This window comes from Bacillus sp. 2175 (assembly GCF_057812155.1).
On record NZ_CM173819.1, the window covers coordinates 5,186,932 to 5,207,581 of the forward strand.

16 protein-coding genes and 1 pseudogene are annotated in these 20,650 nt (G+C 32.2%); 11 read left to right on the forward strand and 6 right to left on the reverse strand.

The genetic code is table 11. From position 1 onward, the window contains the following. Positions 1-211: 211 nt before the first annotated feature. The 3 genes from ACXKY9_RS27050 to ACXKY9_RS27060 all read right to left on the reverse strand — a co-directional run bounded on the left by ACXKY9_RS27050 (position 212) and on the right by ACXKY9_RS27060 (position 3,651). Positions 212-952, reverse strand: coding sequence for a WecB/TagA/CpsF family glycosyltransferase (locus ACXKY9_RS27050; RefSeq protein ID WP_000290750.1), 741 nt, complete (start codon positions 950-952; stop codon positions 212-214). Between the two features lie 21 nt (positions 953-973). Next, positions 974-2,083 (reverse strand): glycosyltransferase family 4 protein, encoded by a 1,110-nt coding sequence (locus ACXKY9_RS27055; RefSeq protein ID WP_000697464.1) that lies wholly within the window; start codon positions 2,081-2,083, stop codon positions 974-976. A 95-nt stretch (positions 2,084-2,178) separates the two neighbouring features. After that, positions 2,179-3,651: an O-antigen ligase family protein gene (locus ACXKY9_RS27060; protein WP_000880749.1), complete on the reverse strand. Its 1,473-nt coding sequence runs from the start codon at positions 3,649-3,651 to the stop codon at positions 2,179-2,181. A 494-nt stretch (positions 3,652-4,145) separates the two neighbouring features. Between ACXKY9_RS27060 and ACXKY9_RS27065 the strand changes: the two genes are divergently transcribed. The 3 genes and pseudogenes from ACXKY9_RS27065 to ACXKY9_RS27075 all read left to right on the forward strand — a co-directional run bounded on the left by ACXKY9_RS27065 (position 4,146) and on the right by ACXKY9_RS27075 (position 6,214). Further along, complete coding sequence (locus ACXKY9_RS27065; RefSeq protein WP_000924369.1) at positions 4,146-4,778, forward strand: trimeric intracellular cation channel family protein; 633 nt, start codon at positions 4,146-4,148, stop codon at positions 4,776-4,778. Positions 4,779-4,912: 134 nt separating this feature from the next. After that, positions 4,913-5,458 (forward strand): annotated as a pseudogene (locus tag ACXKY9_RS27070) (protoglobin family protein); the annotation flags it as partial. A 54-nt stretch (positions 5,459-5,512) separates the two neighbouring features. Next, positions 5,513-6,214, forward strand: a complete 702-nt coding sequence (locus tag ACXKY9_RS27075) for a methyl-accepting chemotaxis protein (RefSeq protein WP_370658441.1) — start codon at positions 5,513-5,515, stop codon at positions 6,212-6,214. A 242-nt stretch (positions 6,215-6,456) separates the two neighbouring features. Here the strand turns inward: ACXKY9_RS27075 and ACXKY9_RS27080 are convergent, their stop codons facing one another. Continuing rightward, entirely contained in the window at positions 6,457-7,770 is a 1,314-nt protein-coding gene (locus ACXKY9_RS27080; RefSeq protein ID WP_001015638.1) for an ArnT family glycosyltransferase, read from the reverse strand. Between the two features lie 298 nt (positions 7,771-8,068). Between ACXKY9_RS27080 and ACXKY9_RS27085 the strand changes: the two genes are divergently transcribed. The 3 genes from ACXKY9_RS27085 (at position 8,069) to ACXKY9_RS27095 (ending at position 9,889) form a co-directional block, all read left to right on the forward strand. Further along, positions 8,069-8,581 carry an acyl-CoA thioesterase gene (locus ACXKY9_RS27085; protein ID WP_000412120.1) on the forward strand — a complete coding sequence of 171 codons (513 nt, stop codon included), beginning with the start codon at positions 8,069-8,071 and terminating at the stop codon, positions 8,579-8,581. A 216-nt stretch (positions 8,582-8,797) separates the two neighbouring features. Beyond that, positions 8,798-9,526 (forward strand): glycosyltransferase family 2 protein, encoded by a 729-nt coding sequence (locus ACXKY9_RS27090; RefSeq protein ID WP_000021476.1) that lies wholly within the window; start codon positions 8,798-8,800, stop codon positions 9,524-9,526. A 6-nt stretch (positions 9,527-9,532) separates the two neighbouring features. Next, positions 9,533-9,889, forward strand: coding sequence for a DUF2304 domain-containing protein (locus tag ACXKY9_RS27095; protein ID WP_001121767.1), 357 nt, complete (start codon positions 9,533-9,535; stop codon positions 9,887-9,889). 76 nt (positions 9,890-9,965) lie between these two features. Here ACXKY9_RS27095 and ACXKY9_RS27100 read toward each other — a convergent pair whose 3' ends face one another. Next, the gene (locus tag ACXKY9_RS27100; protein ID WP_000901470.1) at positions 9,966-11,243 is read right to left on the reverse strand and encodes a glycosyltransferase family 39 protein; all 1,278 of its coding nucleotides are present in this window, start codon (positions 11,241-11,243) and stop codon (positions 9,966-9,968) included. 225 nt (positions 11,244-11,468) lie between these two features. On the opposite strand from ACXKY9_RS27100, the gene ACXKY9_RS27105 reads away from it, so the two are divergent. From ACXKY9_RS27105 to ACXKY9_RS27125, 5 genes are all read left to right on the forward strand, one after another. Next, positions 11,469-12,449, forward strand: coding sequence for a glycosyltransferase family 2 protein (locus ACXKY9_RS27105; RefSeq protein ID WP_000970520.1), 981 nt, complete (start codon positions 11,469-11,471; stop codon positions 12,447-12,449). A 97-nt stretch (positions 12,450-12,546) separates the two neighbouring features. Further along, positions 12,547-13,968 carry an oligosaccharide flippase family protein gene (locus tag ACXKY9_RS27110; RefSeq protein WP_000856129.1) on the forward strand — a complete coding sequence of 474 codons (1,422 nt, stop codon included), beginning with the start codon at positions 12,547-12,549 and terminating at the stop codon, positions 13,966-13,968. 308 nt (positions 13,969-14,276) lie between these two features. Then, a complete protein-coding gene (locus ACXKY9_RS27115) occupies positions 14,277-16,943 on the forward strand; it encodes a YfhO family protein (protein ID WP_000023702.1) in 2,667 nt (888 codons plus the stop codon). A gap of 96 nt (positions 16,944-17,039) precedes the next feature. Next, positions 17,040-17,978: a glycosyltransferase family 2 protein gene (locus ACXKY9_RS27120; RefSeq protein WP_000175827.1), complete on the forward strand. Its 939-nt coding sequence runs from the start codon at positions 17,040-17,042 to the stop codon at positions 17,976-17,978. A 156-nt stretch (positions 17,979-18,134) separates the two neighbouring features. Beyond that, positions 18,135-19,688 carry an ABC-F family ATP-binding cassette domain-containing protein gene (locus ACXKY9_RS27125; protein ID WP_000055410.1) on the forward strand — a complete coding sequence of 518 codons (1,554 nt, stop codon included), beginning with the start codon at positions 18,135-18,137 and terminating at the stop codon, positions 19,686-19,688. A gap of 51 nt (positions 19,689-19,739) precedes the next feature. Here ACXKY9_RS27125 and ACXKY9_RS27130 read toward each other — a convergent pair whose 3' ends face one another. Next, positions 19,740-20,615 (reverse strand): TetR/AcrR family transcriptional regulator, encoded by an 876-nt coding sequence (locus tag ACXKY9_RS27130; RefSeq protein ID WP_000659640.1) that lies wholly within the window; start codon positions 20,613-20,615, stop codon positions 19,740-19,742. Positions 20,616-20,650 lie beyond the last annotated feature (35 nt).

Sequence of the window (20,650 nt, forward strand, 5' to 3'; positions counted from 1 at the left end):
AAGTCCTCCTCACACAGGTGTCTTTACACATCATTTTACATGTGTGAATTGTATAAGTAAAATACTTTTGTGTAAAAAATTCTCCTTCATCATTCCCAAAAAGTAAAACGTCTATCCCGATTGGTGAGAGCTAATAATCTGTGGGGATGCCTCACTGATTAAAGTTTCAATTTATTAAAAATGAACAAATAAAAAAAGCAGCGATATTTCGCTACTTTTTCGAACGCACTACTTCTTTTAAAAATTCCGCTAATACTAACTGACGACGCCAGCGTGTTGGATTACTGCATAATCTATAAAACCACTCTAAATGAATTGCTTGAATCCATTTTGGTGCACGTTTTACCTCTCCAGCCCATACGTCTAAACTTCCACCTACTCCAACAGCCATTTTCGTTTCTAAACGCTGCTTATTGTTTTGTATAAAGTTCTCTTGTCTCGGGAAACCAAGTGCAACAAGTAATAAATCTGGTTTTGCTTCTTGAATGCGAGAAATAATATTCTCTTCGTCTTCTTGTTTAAAATAACCATCTTGTATACCGGCGATGGATACAGCTGAATATGTCTTTGTTAAATGATCTGCTGCAGCTTGTACAACATGCGGCTTTGCACCTAATAAGAAAACAGATACCGGCTTACTATCTTCTGATAACTTCGCAAGTAAATTACACATTAAATCAAAACCTGCTACACGTTCTTTTAAAGGTGTACCAAGCATCCCGCTTGCCTTTACAACCCCAATACCATCAGGTGTAATTAAATCTGTATTCAATAATGTTTGATAGAACTTTTCATCCTTTTTTGCGCACATAACAATTTCAGGGTTTGCTGTTACTACCTGAAACGTATGAGTTCGCTCCGCTTCTAGTTGTTCTTTTAAATATTGGACCGTTTCATCCATTGTCATTGTAGAAAAAGGAACGCCTAGAATATCAACTGTTTGTACTGCCATAGTTAACTATCCTCTCTATCATTACAAGTTTTTCGCTATTAATTGCTTATATGTTTCCTTTGTATCTTCATATAGTTTTTGAAGTGAGAAGTTCATAGTAGCATGCTCATAAATATGTTTACCCATTGCTGCTAACTCTCCAGTTTTCCACTTATCATACGCTTCTTCTAAAGCTAATGCTAATGCCTTTCCATCACCTGTTGGCACAATCCATCCGTAAGTTTCATCTACGATTAATGGTTCAATTTCTCCAGCCCTAGTCACAATTGATGGTACGCGTTGATTTGCCGCTTCTAATAAAACTAGTGGGAACCCTTCACTATGGGAAGTTAATAAATTTACATGTGACGACGCAAATAATTGTTTTACATCTTGACGATGTCCTAAAAACTCTACTTTATCGTTAATCCCTTTTTCAGTAGCTAATGACTTTAGATTTTCTTCTAATGGGCCATCGCCAACTAATAATACTTTAATTTTCTCTAATTTTGTTTGTTGTAACGCATCGAATAAAACTTCATGTCCTTTGACAGGATGTAATCGTGCTACTTGGATTGCCGTAAATACATCTTCATCAATATTGAACATTTCTTTTTTATTATAGCCTTCTGCTTTTTCCTTATCGTATTCAATTCCATTATAAATAACATGCATCTTTTCATTTGAAATACCTAATGCTGCCAGGCTTTTTTTCAATCTATTTGTTACAACGAAAAATAAGTCTATATTTTTTAAGGCTTTCAAATTTAATTTCGTAAAAATCCAACCTTTTAAGCCCTGTTTAGTAAAGTCTTGAAATGGATCACTATGAATAGTCGTTACCCATTTTGCCTTTATTCTCTTTTTCATTAAAGAAACATAGAAATTAGCCCTAGGGCCATGTGTATGAACTACATCAAATTTTTCTTTATTAATAAATTCACTTATATTCTTTAAAATGGATAAATCATAGCGCGATTTTTGTGAAAACACATGGACTTTTATCCCTAACTCCCTTGCTTCCTTCGCAACAATTCCATCTTCAAATACTGCTAATTCTACTTCACCAGTTGGAAACTGATCGAGAAGTGAAATAATATGTGTTTTCCCTCCCCCATCTTCTGCTCCTGCATTCATATGCAATATTTTCATATTTTTTCCTCCTTTAAATCCTCGCTACGTTTCCATCTATTTTTATTTTACTGTACTAAAAAATAAAAGCTAACAAAAGTTAGCTTTTATTTTTATCATTCAATTTCTAGGTCTACTATTAGATAAGCTAACACCACTACAAAGTAAATCCCAACTCCTGGTGCTGTTAAAATATGTCCTGCAATATAAGCAATACCTAACGCTAACAATAAGCTTGCTGAAATCATTCCATATTTTATATTAAATATGTCCTTAAATCTCGTAGCAAATGCTAGTAGAATTCTTAGCCCGTAATAAATAAATGGAATCATTAGTAATACAAAGCCAATAATCCCGAAATCATAAAACCAATCATGGAAGTCCATTTCAATTAGTTTTGGATCTGGCTGCTTTTGTTCATTGTATTTAAAGTTACCTGCATAACCCATTCCTAATAACTTTTGTGACATTGGCGCTTCTTTAAAGAACTGCTTATGTCTTTCTTCATATACTTGACGTCCACTGAAAATAAGATTTTCTTGATTTTCTTTCTTTTGCTCTTTCTCAAGCTCTTTCTTAACTTCCTCTTCTATCTTCGCCTTTTCTTCTGGCTTTTCAACTTTATGATGATTTTCTTCTTTTGCTTTAAGTTCTTGCTCTTTTTTCAGCTTCTCTTTAATTTCTTTTTCTTTTTGACCTTGCTGTGCCACATTTTGCTCTGATAAATAATTATTGTGAATACCCATATTTTGTGCTAATGGCGTTTGTTTAAACGTTCCGACTACACCAGCTAATAGGACAATAGCAATTACTGCATTAAGTGCAAGGGATTTTTTGTTCGGATTTTTTCTATCAAATAATAATTGTAGTAAAATAATCCCGATTGCTGCCGCTAGCGTAGCACCAATTGAGCCCATTCCTACTTTTGTACCAACTTGAATTAGCGAATAAATCATTAAAAGTGATGGAATCCAATATAGAATGTGTTTCCAGCTCTTTGTTTTTTGGATAGAATATAGTACTACAATAGGGAAAATAATAGCTAAGATTGAACCTAGTTCATTCCCTGCATAGAACCAACCTCGAGAACCAACCTTCATCCATTCATAACTACCAAAGTCAGTAGATGTTGAAATAGAAATAACCATAATTGCGTTAATGATTAATGTAGAATATACAATACTATTTCGAACCTTATCACTAATATTAACTGTCTTTTTCAATGATTTTAAAGCTAAAATGTATGATCCCAGCATGATATATATATATAATGCTTTCGCAACGAATTTAACCTCTTCACTAAGTACAATAGGATCCTTAACTAGTTTGTTATTAATAAATCCTATACCTAAAACTCCGGCTAACAATATAAGATAAATTAAAAACTTTCTATTTTCCTTCTCTTTTGCCTGAATTAAAATGTAAATACCACCAACAGCCATAATAAGGAATCTTACTAAAATTCCAACGGTAGCATTTGACTTTAATAAAGTGATGCTAAGAGACGTTAATAAATCTAAAACAGGCTGTAAAATAATAAAAAAGAGCAAAAAATGCTCAAATCTAACCCTAGCTTGATTTGCTAACATTCCAAGACCTCCATACAAAATCTTAACATTATCTTTTAATCATAATTTTTTATCATTCAAACACACCTAGCAATTATAACATAACTCATATTCAAATCGAGAACTATTTTTCCAGCTAAAACTAGCCAGGACAAGTATTAATCAGTAATAGAAATTATCGTCCTTTAGCTATACTCCCCTATTTTTATAAAATCTATCTAACAACCATCCCCTTATTTTTGTCAGTATATAAATATTTTTTTATCATTTTATACAAATATAAATAACCTACCTATAATTGTAATGTTTTACCAAATAAACAACATCAAAAAATGTAAAATTAATCTTTTCATATCTTTTTCAAATTACTTTATGGCTATTTTCCAAACATTTTCAAACGCTTTCTTTATGAATTTTATCCGTTTTTCTACATGTAGCGAAAAGTAATTGTTATTTCCAATACTTTAGTGTATATTTTTTCTCTGGAACATCTTTAAGAGGAAGGGATTAAGGCCATGTTATTAATCGATATATTTACGTTTCTTGGCATTATCGCCGCTGCCATTTCTGGTACATTAGTTGGTTTAAAAAAAGATTTAGATTTATTTGGTGTCCTTTGTTTAGCTGTAGCTACTGCGCTCGGCGGCGGTATTATTCGTGATATCATGATTGGTAACCTGCCCCCTGTCGCATTTGTAAAACCCATTTACTTTTTCGTAAGTGTATTATCAGCATTATTTACTTGCATGTTTTTTGAGCGCATCAATAAACTTCAAGTCGTTATTATGCTTTCTGATGCTGTTGGCTTAGGTGTTTTTACAGCTATTGGTGCAAATGCGGCAATGTCACATCATGTTGACGCCTCATTTCTAGTTGTTTCAATGGGAGTCATTACAGGTATTGGAGGCGGTATTTTGCGTGACATTTGTGCTCAAGATATCCCTTACGTATTCCGAAAAGAGATTTACGCAATCGCTTCTATCTTAGGAGCAATTAGCTTCCTAATCACACACGCTATGGGGGCGCACGTGTTAGCTTTCTATGTTTGTTTATTAGTAACATTCATTATTCGTGTCGTCACTGTAATATATAATGTTCATTTCCCTGTTTTCTTTAAAACACATGCTAAAATTAATAAAGGCCATTAAGAGAATTCTAGATAGAATTCTCTTAATTTATATACTATTCAACGAACTAATATAGAGTAATTATATATAAGCATATATAATTACTCTATATTAGTTTTAAAATTGAAAACGTTTTATATACAGGGGGAAGAATGATGCTTGGGGTTTTCAAAAAAAATATTAATAAAACAAATGCCAGTATAATCGAATTAAGTAAGGACCAACAAATAACTTTTAATGTCCCTACTAATTCTGAATTAAAAATTCAAATGGATATGCTACATATTTCAAAAGAAGATTTACAAGTTGTAAAAGTACTACAGCCTTTTATTTATGCAGAAATTGATTGGATTACTGAAAAATTCTATGCCAACATTACAAAACAACCTAATTTAATTACTATTATTGAACGTTACAGCTCTATTCCAAAACTAAAACAAACTTTAAAAACACATATTAAAGAATTATTCAGCGGCAATATGCATGAAGATTTTATTGAACAGCGTGTTAGGATTGCCAAAAGGCATGTACAAATTGGTTTACATCGAAAATGGTATACTGCTGCTTATCAAGAATTGTTCCGCTCTATCATGAAGATTTTGCAAACAAAAATAACAACAATCGATGATTTTTCCTATTCTATAAATGTTATAAATAAATTATTTACTCTTGAACAAGAACTTGTTCTTGCAGCTTATGAATCTGAATATGAAAGAATGCAAAAAGAGCATGAGAAAGAAAAAGAACTAACTGCTATGACAATTACGCATATCGCAACAGAACTAGCTGCTGTATCTGAAAAAACAAGCTCTTCTATTCAAAAACTAACCGCCAAATCTGAAACTATTGTAGAGATTGCTAAAACAGGTACATCATTAGCTACAACATCTGAAGAAAAAGCCAATAAAGGGAAAGAACAATTAAACCAGCAAAACAAACGAATGGGATCTATTCAAATGAATATGGAAACGATTATTACAGATACTCATGAACTCCTTAATATTTCTAACAAAATTAATGAAATCATAGATATTGTTAAATCGATTGCGGAGCAAACCAATTTACTCGCACTAAATGCAGCTATCGAGTCTGCACGTGCTGGAGAATTTGGGAAGGGGTTTTCTGTTGTTGCTGGTGAAATTCGAAAATTATCAGAGCAAACGAAAGAATCTATATTTAACGTTACAAAGCTCGTTGAAAAAACAAATGAACAAATTACCCGTGTCTCGTCTTCCGTGAAACAAATTAGCTCTCTCGTATCGGAAGGAACGGATAGTATGTCAGCAACAGATCGATACTTCCAAGAAATTGTAAAAGATATGTCTAACTCAAAAGAACAGAATAAGAAAATTGAACACGAGCTACAAGCTATTTCACAAGTAATGAAAGGAATTCAAGATGATTCCTCACAAATGGCTCTAACAGCCGATAATTTACAACTAGAACTAAATCGATAAGATAAAGTGAAACTTTAATCAACGGAGGTTTTGTTCATCCCCCGTTGATTATCAGCCCTCACCAATCGGGCTTTTACGGGCAGCCCGCCCCCCACCTAACTTCTTTGCTTTCGCTGATTTTGAGGTGGGGGTCTTACTGCCTGGAAAATAGCGGGATCAAATTCAAGTCAGGCATACTTTTCATCTGCACTGACTACTAAATTTCATCTTCCATCAAAAAAAGAATCCAGAATGGATTCTTTTTATTTTCTGAAAAATATTTTTTGACAATACACATAACTCATATAAACACCAAAGCTCTGCAAAATGAACAATGACGGCATAATTACATTGTAATATGCCATATCTACTTGAAAGAGCTTTAACAATACGTAGCCACTAATTAAAAATAAGAACAACATATATCCCTCATTTTGTTGTTTCTTAATAAGGAAGTGTAATAGAGCTATAGTCATAAACAATGTTACGGCTATATATATCAGTTTTTCACATTTGAAAAGAATAGAATTTACCCCTTCATCTGAAAACTGATTTATCATCGGCTCTAAAAGTTTAAATCTTTCTCCCTCAATCTCTTTTAACTTTTGATCAATATGCTCTGTTACACTTTGATTTTTCGATATTTTTTCTTCATGTTGCGTCTTTCCAATTAAAACAGATTGAACATACGTCTCATTTGAAATCGTATATTGTGACAATCCCATTGCCTTAATTCCATAATTCACACTAAAATGGGCACTATAAAATAGAATAAGTATCCCTATCATTTTTAGTAACACCTTTTGTTTCGTTGCTGATTGAAATACTTCGATTAATAATACATATACCGTAATAAAAATAGGAAGAAATAATCCCATTGGGAAAACCATATTACTAAATGCAAATAAAATCGCTGAAAACACCCACATATAAGGATGATCTAATCCTTTATATAAAAGTATGTAACAAGCAAAATAAAATAAAAATATTGCAAGTGATTCAGGAGTTAATACGGAACTCATGAATATATTTGGAATATACAGAGCATAAAAGATAGAAGCAATACGACCGCATTCTTCTCCAAAAACCATTCCCGCAATACGATAAATAAATAATGCTGTTCCTGTGCAAAATAGCACATTAAATAGTTGTAAAGCGAATAATGAATCACCAAATATACGAATAATTACCGACTCATATATAATAAAAGGCAAATGAGTTACAGTCCCTATATTATTACCAATTGCAATCTGCTTTGCAGACTCATACATCACTTTCATATCACCAATTATTGGAGCATCTACAAATAACAGCATACTAACCCTCACAACTATAGATATACTTATAAGAAAAATAAGAAATTGTTTATCTGTAAAACGATATTGTAGAATTGATGCCACTAACAAAATAAGTATGACGAAAATTGCTAATATGATTGTTACACTTGTTGTACTTCCTCCAAAAAATTGCTTACTTGTCTCAAATGCTGCCCAACAACTATAAACAAAAAATGCGAGCATCGCACCGATTGTAATTTTATTGAAGAAAGATGAAAAATTTGTTTGTATATGATTCATATGTCCATTGCACCTCTATTTCCATTCATAACAAAACGATTCTATCATGAATGGGGACACGGCTGATAGGGAATTTCTATGACAAATACATAGTCATTACTTTTTACTTGCAATGTAAGCGAATCCTCTTTTACACTACATTTTAGATAAAATAAATTTTCTTTCAGTTACATGAATACAAATACAGAAGTTTAAATAATCCTCTTTTGGAATACACTTTACTTCATTAAATATCTAATATGAGTAATCTGCTTACACATATTATTCTGATTGAAAACAGACTATAGGGGCTGAATATATGGAAAAGAAATTCATGCGAGAATCTAAAGCAATTAAGACAACACGTGTTTTTCCTAACGATTTAAATAATCACCAAACACTTTTTGGAGGGAAATTATTAGCAGAAATTGATAGTATTGCTTCAATTGCGGCTGCAAGACATAGTCGTAAACATTGCGTAACAGCATCTATTGATTCAGTTGATTTTTTAACTCCAATTCACCAAGCTGATTCTGTTTGTTATGAAGCATTTGTATGTTATACAGGGAAATCTTCAATGGAAGTTTTCGTAAAAGTAATCGCAGAAAACTTATTAGCAGGCGAGCGTAGAATTGCTGCTACTTGCTTCATTACATTTGTGGCAATAAAAGATGGAAAACCTTCATCCGTACCACAAGTACTTCCTGAAACTGAAGAAGAACATTGGTTACACACAACCGGTTTAGAACGCGCGGAAAACCGAAAAAAGGGACGTTTAAAAAGTAAAGAGATGGCTGAAGTTTTAACTTTAAGTAAGCCATGGAATATATAATACGATACTCTCACTTCATACATGCACAGGTTTATTTCATCCTTGCATGTATTTTTTATTGTAAAAAATTCCACCTCTTATCTTTTATTTACTGTTTGTCTCCTAAAATAATCCACCAGTTTTTCCTTTATTTTGCTATACTATTAATGGTATATTAGATAAGGTTCGTTTAAAAATAACTATAATATAATTAAGTATATAAGGGATGGTGCGATAATGTCTATTGAGGTACCAATTTCAATACCAAAAACGTTAATTATTATTCCTGCGTATAACGAGGAAGAAGCAATTGCAGATACATTAACAAGATTATTAAAACTAAAACAGCATTTTACAGAATTAAGCATTTGCGTTATTAATGATGGATCACATGATAAAACAGCTCAAATCGTAAATGATTTTCCTGTTCACCTTGTGAACTTACCATATAACCTAGGTATTGGCTCAGCTGTACAAACTGGTTATAAATACGCTTATGAGAATGGATATGATATTGCGATTCAGTTCGATGCTGATGGGCAACATAATCCTGATGATTTGTACAAAATTATAAAACCTATTGCTGAAGACCAATGCGATATGGTGCTAGGTTCACGTTTTACAGAGAAAACAGCCTATAAAGGTAGTATTTCTAGAAGAATTGGTATTTTTTATTTTACTGCTCTACTGAAAGTACTAACAAAACAAACCTTTATGGATCCAACTTCTGGGTATCGTGCTATCAATAGAGAAGTAATTAAGATTTTTGCACATAATTATCCAAAAGATTATCCAGAACCAGAAGTCCTTATTCATTTAAAAAAGAAAAAATTACGCATTAATGAAATATCCGTAAATATGCAAGAGCGTCAAGGGGGACAATCTTCTATCACACCTCTTAAATCTGCATATTACATGATTAAAGTAAGCCTTGCTATATTGATGCAAAAAATTGTGAAAGGTTGATAATAAATGCCTATAATTACCTTTTCATTTATCTTCATTCTATTATTATTTTTATTAATTATTAATTCCATTCGTCGTGGAGCTTTAGAAACTAAATATGCTATTTTATGGATTTTTGTTTGTGTTGCAATGGCTATTTTAAGTTCTACTGAAAAAATTATAAATTGGATTGGCCAACTATTACACGTAGAATATCCTCCATCTGTTTTATTCTTATTTGGACTATTATTCTGTTTCATATTAATTTTTGACTTAACAAGAAAAATTTCTAAATTACATCATCAACTTGTAACGTTAACGCAAGATTATGCGTTATTAAAACAAAAATTAAAAGTAACGCAACCTGAAACCGATAAAGAATAGTTTTCTATTTAAATATGAACATATACAAAAAAACATCTTAATTTTTTAAAAAAATTAAGATGTTTTTTATTGCAAACTATTTTTTTCTAATTAATAATTTACTAATTTTCATAACAGTTGCCACGGTCCCAACTCCAATTATAATAAATAAGAATGGTATTAACGGTAATGCATATCGTTCATATGCAACATAAAAACATGTTAAAGCTGTTTGCAATAAAAGGATTGACCATAAAAATGTAGTCTCTCTCCACCTTTTTAAAAGGAAAATAAATGAAAGTACTGTACATATTAAAAACGTCGTCTTAATAAAATTATATATTTCATTCATATCCTTTGCAGAAACATTGAATACTTCAATATTATGCTCTATAGAATAATACGGTTTTTTCCAAAGAATTTCTGGCTTCAAAACTAAATAACTCTCTATCATAGATTCCTTATCAGTTTTCCACCATTCCTTCATTTTATCAATCGCTATTTTTTCTTCTAATTCCATAAATTCATGTGCTTCAAGATTAGGGTATTTTGCATGTAACTCTATTTCAAGTTCCCCCATATCCTTACCTTCTGGGTAACCTTTCCCTTGATACGTTCCAAGTAATAACGGATTCCCTGCCCCAGCAGTTAGTGGGATAAATTTATCAAATTGAATGTAATTGCGAGCCCACCATGGTCCAAGTACGATAAGTCCTATTCCTATGCTTATAATCGCTTGCTTCATCATAATACGGAATGGGTAGCGTTTCATTAAAAGATACCCAAATAGTAAGATTGGATATAAGGCAATTTGTACACGGAGGTACAGTGCTAAAAAGTAGAAAATTAATACAATCAGAAGATGTTTCGTTTTATGAGTATCAGCTAATTTTAAACTCCAATATACTAATCCTAATGAAAGGAATAGAAACGGTCCTTCTGTTAAAGTTAAATTTTCCATAACAATCTCTGGAGGATACACAGCTAATAAGAAAGCACCTATTAATCCTGCAGCAGAATTCAATAAATAAGTACCAATCTTATAAGTTAGCAAAATACTAAGTACCCCTAATAGGATAATAATTAATTTTGCTACAAAAAGACCTTCACTGCCATTTCCAAAAAAATAAAATACAACAGCTAATAAAGCTGGAAAACCCGGCATAATATGAATCGTTGGTTTATCTGGTTCATGATATGTTAACATCCCTGTTTCCAATAAAATATTTGCCGTTTTTTGATAACCTATATCATCGCTAGCTATAGATAGATCTGCACCATGTGTTTGTAAAGTTGCAAAACGAAGTGCAAAACCGACTATCATAATAATCCCTAAAAGGATTATATTAGATTTGCGAGTAAATCGCCCTAACATCTCATCTTCTCCCTTCAGATACATAATTTTCAAAATATATTTCTATATTTTTACAACACAATACGTTCTATAATAAATACTTTTTATACAAAGTACAACAATAGAAAGTTGATTTACAAAGTTTATATGCGTTAAACTTATACAGATGTTCTTGTAATCTTCTTCCTTCCAAAAGGCTTGTATATATGATGCAAGACATAAAAAACTTGAGGAGATAAAAATTCTATGATGGAACAAAAGCAACTTGTTTCTGTTGTCATACCCCTGTATAACACGGAAAAATATATTGAAGAAACGATGCAGTCAATACTAGATCAAACATATAAAAACATTGAAATTGTAATTGTAGATGATGGAAGTAAAGATCAATCACCTTCTATTGTGAAAAACCTTGCTGAAAAATACCCAGGGCAAGTAAAATACGTTCATCAAAAAAACCAAGGTGTTTCGGTAGCCCGTAATACAGGTATCGAAAATGCTAGCGGAGAATATATCGCTTTCCTTGATAGTGACGACTTATGGCATCCAACTAAAATTGAGAAACAAATCGAGAGTATGCATAAAAACAACATGGACGCGTGCTATTGTGGTTATATGAATTTCTACGAAGAAACAGGCGAGAAGGTTGAACATACAACAAACTTTATTAAAGGTGATATGGCAAAAGCATTCCTAACACATCAAGTTGTTGCTCAAACAAGTACTTGGATTTTCAAACGATCCATCGTAATGGATCATAACATTCGTTTTACACCAGGATGTAGTTGGGGAGAAGATTTAGAGTTTTTATTTAAACTTATGAGTTTGACAAATGTATGTTATGTCGATGAATACTTAACTTATTATAGAATCTTATCAGAAGGAAATCTTTCTTCTAAGTATAAAGATTATGAATTAAAAACAACAAAAGAGCTAGAAGTATTCAATCGTATGAAAGATTGGGTACATAATAAATCTCAAGACTTCATTACGAAAGACCCTCAGTCACTGATTGAGATTCTTGAGACTTATTTATTCCCTTATACAGTCATCAATAACGCTTGTATATATATTAAAGAAAACTCTCGATTAGATAAATCACAAGTTCAATTAATCAAAAAAGATATAAGGAAATATTGCCGTAAAATCTATTCAAAGAATGGAAAGCGTAGTAAAAAACTATATGCAATGCTTTGGTTTGTACGAATTAAATTTCTGTTTTCTTAAACTGAAAATATAACGATACTCTCTCTTTCTGTGAACAAATTAAATTTACAAATAGGACAAACTAACCGGGTCCTAAAGAATAGAAAGGTCTTTTCTCATGAAAACAAATAAAATTCTAAAAAACGCATCCTACCTCTTTGTAGGAAACATTACTGTCCGCTTTGTACTGGCTATTGCAACAATTTTCTTTGCAAGATATGTTTCTCCAAGTGATTACGGTATGTTTACAACTGCGTTAGCAGTTTCAGCTGTTATTTGTTACTTTACAGATGCAGGTTTAACACATACGTTTATGCGTGAAGGAACGAGAAGCGATGCTAATATTAGTGTGCTAATAAGTAGTTATTTACGTATTCGTTTAATATTAGCTATCGTAATTTCTGTACTTTTCGCTATTTTTGCCCAGTTCTTCTATCCCGATGCTTACTTACGTGCGATGGTATATTGGGTTGTCCTACCAACAATGTTCGGAGCAACCTTACAAGGTGTTGGTATGGCTTACTTCCAAGTAACAGAACGCATGCAATTTACAGCTATTATTTCTGTACTACAAGGTGTAACAGCTGCTGCTGCCCTATTACTAGGGATGTCTTTCCAATGGTCACTTATGATGGTTGCTGCCATGTACGGGGTATCTAGTCTTGTAACAGGTGTTATCGCCTTTATAATGACAATACGTTACACGAAAGTCCATAAGGGTTGGGATAAAGGCATTTTAGATCAACTACTTATTTTCACGATCAACGGAATCATTATTATGCTCTTACCACAATTGGGCCCTATTATATTAGAAAAGGTTTCAACATATAAGCAAGTTGGATTCTTTGGTGCTGCATCTAAAATACCTGCTGTACTATATCAAATACCTGGAGTAATTGCAGCTGCTTTTTATCCAAGACTTTTTGCTTTTGGTAATGAGAAAAATATTGAAGAACATAGAAAATTATCAAGTTTTGAATTAAAACTTATGTCTTTTTTAGGAATGGGAATTTCTATCCCCTTTATTGCTGATCCAAGTTTCTGGATTGTTAGTTTATTAGGAGAAAAATACGCTCCCGCTGGTGACGCTCTTGCTATTCTAGCGTTTATGGTTATTTTACAATCAATTAACTATCCACTAGCCGATAATTTAACAACGATTGGCCAGCAATGGAAACGTGCAACAACAATGACTATTGGATTAGTTGTTGCCATCATAGGTTATATTGTATTAGGTAGTAAATATGGAATGATGGGGGCAGCTGCCGCAGCCATCATTACCGAAATTACACTATTAATTGGATTTACCCTCTTTATTCGTAAAGGCATGCAATTATTAGTTAAAGGAATTATATTTAATTCCTTAGCCTTTATTATTAGTTACGGTATATACCGAATTGCATTAATCAACTTACCACCATTAGTTGCTTTAACTCTTACTGGTATACTATACGGTATAATCGGAATTGTAATTGATCCTCAAATACGTGGATTCGTTTTAGGATTTATAAAACAAAAGCTTATTCGCAAACATGCTTAAAAGCAAAAAGCTTTTCCTATTTAAAAATGGAAAAGCTTTTTGCTTTTTTATATACCATCATTTTTCTTCAGTAAAAAAATGCTATATATTCCAGCTCAAATTGACTTACTTTCTGAAAATGCCTTATACTAAATTACATGTAAACTATGAACTTCAACGCTTGTAAAAATATATATGCTTCAACAAAAATATATATTTTCTCATGTTAAAACTAAAGAACACACCTTTAAAAATTGGTGTGTTTTTATATGCTACCTAAAAACTAGTTGCTACATGTAACGACTTTCAAAGGAGGATTATCAATTTTTATGAGCATAAAGCCGAATAATAAATTCTTTTCCAAGAAAACAATAATAATTATGCCAATATTATTATTGTGCGCTTTTGCTTTTCATTATTTCTTTTTAACATCTAATCAAGCCTTTTCTGGTACAGGGGATGCGTTACGTCAATTTGGTTTTTTTACGTTTCTTCTACAACATGCCTTTAAAGATGGCAACCTTTTTTGGTCTTTTGATTATGGATTAGGTGGAGATTTATTTGGAGAGTTTAGTTATTATTACAGCACATCACCGTTTTTCTGGATTACACTGTTACTACCTAAACTAAGTCTTGAGCAAGTATATGACGTGAAATTATACATGAGTATTTTAAAAAACTTTTTAGCTATGGTATTCATATATGGTTCTTTACGTTACCATAATAAAACAGCATTCTCATCTTTTGTTGCTGCTATTATATATGGTGGTTGTATTACTTTCATCCGCCACTCTTTACTATGGGATTTCATGGCTGATGCCATTGTATTTTTACCATTAGTAATATGGGGACTTGATAAATATATTATTGAAAAGAAGCGCGGACTTTTCCTAATCGCTGCTACTTTAATGTTAGCATCAAACTTTTATTTTGCTTTTATCACAAGTATTTTCATATTTATTTATGCATTATTCCAATACTTTGCGACACAACAAAATAAAACGATTGTCTCTTTTCTAACTTATTATATTAGAATCGGTTTATTGTATGGATTATCACTCGGTTTAGCCGCCGTTTGCTTCCTCCCATCAGTTAATGCCGTATTTAGTGCTGATCGACTATCAAAAAAGTTTGAGATACCATTATTATTTGAAGATAAATTTTATAAAGATTTAATGGAAAATATTTTCTTCATGTATAATGCTGAAAATCATCAATTAGCTTTACCAGCTTTAATTTTATTCTTAATCGTATTTGGAATGTTTATACGTGATAAACTCGTTAAAAATAAAGTATTCTTTACGTTATTCATGTTCATTCTGTTTATGCTTCCATATACATATTCTGTGTTTAATGGTTTTTCAGCAATGCAATCTAGATGGTTCTATTTATTTGTATTTGTAATTGCCCAAACAATTGCATACATTCTAGATTGGATGATTATTCATAAGAAAGACTACAAATTACCTTATTTAATAAGTTTATTAGTGTCTATTGGATTATTCATTTATGCATTTTATAGAAAAGCAAATATAAATGTAACTGATAAACCTTTACAAGACGTTGATAACATTTTACTCGGAACTGTCGTTCTTTCTGTTATTACAGTATGTTTATGGCGTTATATTTCCAAACCTTTCATACAATTTTTAGTTGTATTGAATGTACTCGTTAGCACAATTTCTATGAATTATATGTATGCGAATAATATACTTAGCACCGTTTACGGACAGAGCCAGATTTCAACTGAAAAGTTACACGAACCAGGCTATGATAATAAAGAAGAAATTGCTGCAATTCGCTACATACAAGAAAATGATAAAGACTTTTATCGTATTCTTAATCCATATAGCGAATATAACACACCAATGCTACAAGGTTATCATGGCTTAAGTACGTATCAAAGCTTAGTTAATTATTATGTCCATGACTTTATGAAAAATAAATATGGTGTATTCCAAATGTACGATACACCTTCAATGTTTTATCAAGCTGATAGTCGACTACTACTTGAAAATATGCTAGGTGTAAAATATCGCGTATTAAGTGCTGATACAGATTCAAAGAATGTGCCTTATGGATATAAACTATTACAGCAAGTAGGACCGTATAATATTTACAAAAATGACTATGCTTTACCGTTAGGATATGTATATGATTCGGCTATAAGTGAGGAAGAATTTTCTAAATTAAACTTCGCTCAGCGTGATCAATTATTATTACATGCTGTTGTCGTTAATAATACAAAAGAATTTTCATTAAACCATTTTAATAAACAAGACCTTAAATCAAAGGCAGTATCTATTAAAACGGAAAAAGCAAAATTCGAAAACATAGAAAAACAAGAAAATAAACTAATTGTTCATGGCTTTGGAAATATGATTGTACCTATCAATTATCCTGATACACCTGGTGATCTACTGATAGAATTAAAATTAAAAAATGCAGGCACATTCAATGCAACTGTTAATGGAAAAACGATAGGAAAAGGGGACGATGCTGGTGCATACTCTTATCCGTTAGAAAGGTTTGTTTACAATTTGGGCAATGAGCGTCCAGAAAACCTAACTATCTCTATTGATATGGCAGGTGAGTATGAATTAGGTGACTTGCAAGCAAATATTGTAAACTATGAAAGTGTACAAAAAGAAACAAAAAAACTAACTGAAAATAGGCTTGAAAATATTTATTATAAGAACAATTATTTAAAAGGGGATATCAAATCAAATAAAGACGGGCTCTTATATTTATCTGTCCCATATAGTAAAGGCTGGACTATAAAAATTGATGGAAAAGAAACAGAATTTACGAAAGCGAATTCTGCCTTTATCGGTGTTCCCATTACAAAAGGTTCACATGTAATCGAAATGACTTACGTTACACCTTACTTCAAATTAGGTATGATTATATCAATCATCTCACTAATTATCTGTATAGCTTTACTAATTTTCAAAAATCCAAAAGCACGACGAAAATTTTCTTTTAAAAAGCAATAATGAGCAATCAATGAATCATGAATCTATCCAATTGGATAGATTCATATAAAAACGCATAACATTGTTTTAACCCACTACAAACAAGGAGTGTCAAAAATGACTCTTTCAATCGTTGTACCATGCTACAATGAAGAAAAGGTGCTTCGAGCCTTTTATTCAGAGACTTCTCTTGAAATTCATAAATTAACTACCGATTATGAATTTGTTTTTGTTAATGATGGTAGTAAAGATGATACTTTAAATATTTTACGTGATTTAGCTAGTTCAGATTCGTCAGTACACTACATATCATTTAGTCGAAACTTCGGAAAAGAAGCTGCAATGTTAGCTGGTTTAAAATATGCTACAGGCGATGCAATTGTTATTATGGATGCTGACTTACAACACCCTCCTACGTTAATAAAAGAACTGTTAGAAGGATATAACGACGGCTACGACCAAGTCATTGCAAAAAGAACAAGAACTGGTGATTCACCCGTTCGCTCTTTCGTCTCTCGTCTTTACTATAAAGTGATGAATAAATTTGTAGATATTGAATTAGTAGACGGTATTGGTGACTTTAGACTTTTAAGTCGAAGAGCAGTAGATTCTTTATTATCTTTAAGTGAATACAACCGATTTTCAAAAGGCTTATTTTCTTGGATCGGTTATAACGAATTAATCATTGAATATGAAAATGTATTACGTTCTGATGGAGAAAGTAAATGGACCTTCTCGAAATTATTAAATTACGGAATTGATGGTGTAATTTCATTTAATAATAAACCGTTACGTCTATCTATATATCTCGGATTACTAACAACCATTTTAGGACTTTTATACGTAATCACTACGTTCGTTCAAATCATCCTTGGTGGTGTGGAAGTTCCTGGTTACTTTACTCTCATTTCCGCTATACTATTTATTGGCGGTATTCAACTCATATTCCTAGGTGTTATTGGTGAATATATCGGTCGTATTTATTATGAAACAAAACGTAGACCGCATTTTATTGTAGCTGAAAAGAAAGTTAGTGAAGTTAAACAAAAGGCATAACCAAAAAGTTACTTCTGTAGGTAGAAGTAACTTTTTTATATACTAACATTTACAAACACTTCTTTTGAAAAAATATACATTTTGAAATGATGGCATTATATGAAAGAATTTAGTATCATGATTCAAGGTACTATTTCAAGTTGGACGGAGGATACTATGAGCTTATTAACAGTTGAAAAATTAGGACATACATTTGGTGATCGTACATTATTTAAAGATGTATCTATGCGATTATTAGCAGGTGAGCACGTTGGATTAGTTGGTGCAAACGGTGTTGGTAAATCAACATTCATGAATATCATTACTGGTCAGCTTATTCATGACCAAGGTCGTGTAGAATGGACACCGGGCACACATTACGGCTACTTAGATCAGCATACTGTTTTAACGCCTGGACGTACGATCCGTGACGTACTAGCGGATGCATTTTTACCGTTATTCGAAAAGGAAAAAGCTTTAAATGAAGTTACAGAAAAAATGGGAACTGCTACACCAGAAGAACTAGAAGAACTTCTTGAACAAATGGCAGAAATACAAGATGCACTTGAAGCAGGTGGTTTCTATTTACTAGATATGAAAATTGAAGAGGCTGCACGTGGTCTTGGAATTGATGCTATTGGTTTAGATCGTGATGTTTCAGCACTAAGTGGTGGACAACGTACAAAGGTATTGCTTGCAAAGCTATTACTTGAACAGCCAGAAGTATTATTGCTTGATGAACCTACTAACTATTTAGACGTTGAACATATTCATTGGTTAACAAATTATTTAAAAGAATACCCACATGCATTCTTATTAATTTCTCATGATACGGAATTTATGAACAAATGTGTTGATGTTATTTTCCATCTAGAATTCACAAAAATGACACGCTATACAGCGACATATGAAAAATTCCTAGAACTAGCAGAAATCAATAAAAATCAACATATAAACGCTTATGAAAAGCAGCGTGAGTTTATCAAAAAGCAAGAAGACTTCATTGCAAAGAACAAGGCTCGTTATTCAACAACAGGTCGTGCAAAGAGTCGTCAAAAACAACTTGATCGCATGGAGCTTATTGATCGTCCGGAAACAGCAATTAAACCGGAATTCTCATTTAAAGAAAGTCGCGCAAGTAGTCGCTTCGTCTTTGAAGGTGAAAATGTAGAAATCGGATATACACATCCGCTACTACCAAAGCTATCAATGACGATTGAACGTGGTGAAAAAATTGCTATTGTTGGATGTAACGGTGTTGGTAAATCAACGTTACTAAAAACAATCTTAGGTAAAATTAAACCTTTAAGCGGTAAAACAAGCCTTGGTGACTTCTTAGAGCCTGCATACTTTGAACAGGAAGTTAAAGCTGATAATATAACACCAATTGATGATGTATGGAATACATTCCCTGGTTTAGACCAGCATCAAATTCGTGCGATGTTAGCAAAATGCGGATTAAAAAATGAACATATTTCTCGCCCATTAAGTCAATTAAGTGGTGGAGAACAAGCAAAAGTTCGTTTATGTAAGCTAATGGGTGAGGAAAGTAACTGGCTACTATTTGATGAGCCGACAAACCATCTTGATGTTACAGCAAAAGCGGAACTTAAGAAGGCTATGAAAGCATATAAAGGAACAATCCTCCTTGTATGTCACGAACCGGACTTCTATGAAGATTGGATCACAAAAGTTTGGGATGTTGAAGAATGGTCTCAAAATAGTAAATAGTCTTTAAGAAAAAACTCCTTGTGTACACAAGGAGTTTTTTACTTGTTTCTATTAAGAATTTTTTATATTGTAGTATCCTATAAGGCGTAATCGAAATTCTTTTAATTCCGGATACGCCTCTAAATTTGCTAACATACCTCTAATTACCGGAATTCTTGGATTAAGCAATCGCATTTCCGCCTCTAAAACATCTAACGTTACTAACAACTCATCATCCTCTAATTGATCCGCTAAATTACGCTTAAATACAATAATTTCTTTTAAAAAATGCTCTTTAACTTGTTCCTTAATGAGCTCTGATTTACAAAGGAATTCTCCAAGCTTTTCTTCATGTAAAATAGGTTCTTCTGAAGATTCTACCAAACCATTTACTAAATGATCTACTCTTTTTAAAATAAAAGCAGCGACATACGATAAATCAATTTCTGGTGCTTGTAAAATAATTAATTCTAAATAACCACGGCATATGCCTTCTACTATAATTACTAAATCCAATAAATATGGCATAATCTTTTCACCATAAATGGACAATAAACTATTCCGATAAAATGCATGAGACTCTAACTTCATCCGCATCATAAATTCTTCCACTTCTTTATTAAACGGAATTGCATTTTCCCTTGCATGCATAATAATAAATTCTTTATGTTTTTGTATATCATTAAACTGACAGTGTAATTGTTTTGCAAATTTTTCACGTGGTAATAAAGACTCTTGTTCAATATCCAGCATTTTCTTTTGGATTTTGTCATAATAATATCGAAGTGTCGCTAATAAAAGCTCATCTTTTGATTTAAAATATAAGTAAAAAGCTCCCTTAGATATACCACTAGCTGTCACAATTTCCTGCACTGATGTCGCATTTACACCCTTAGTAGCAAATAACTTCATGGCCGATTCTATAATTAAACGCTCTTTTTCTTTCATATCTTCTCTCCTAAATTTAATCTCGCATCTGATTA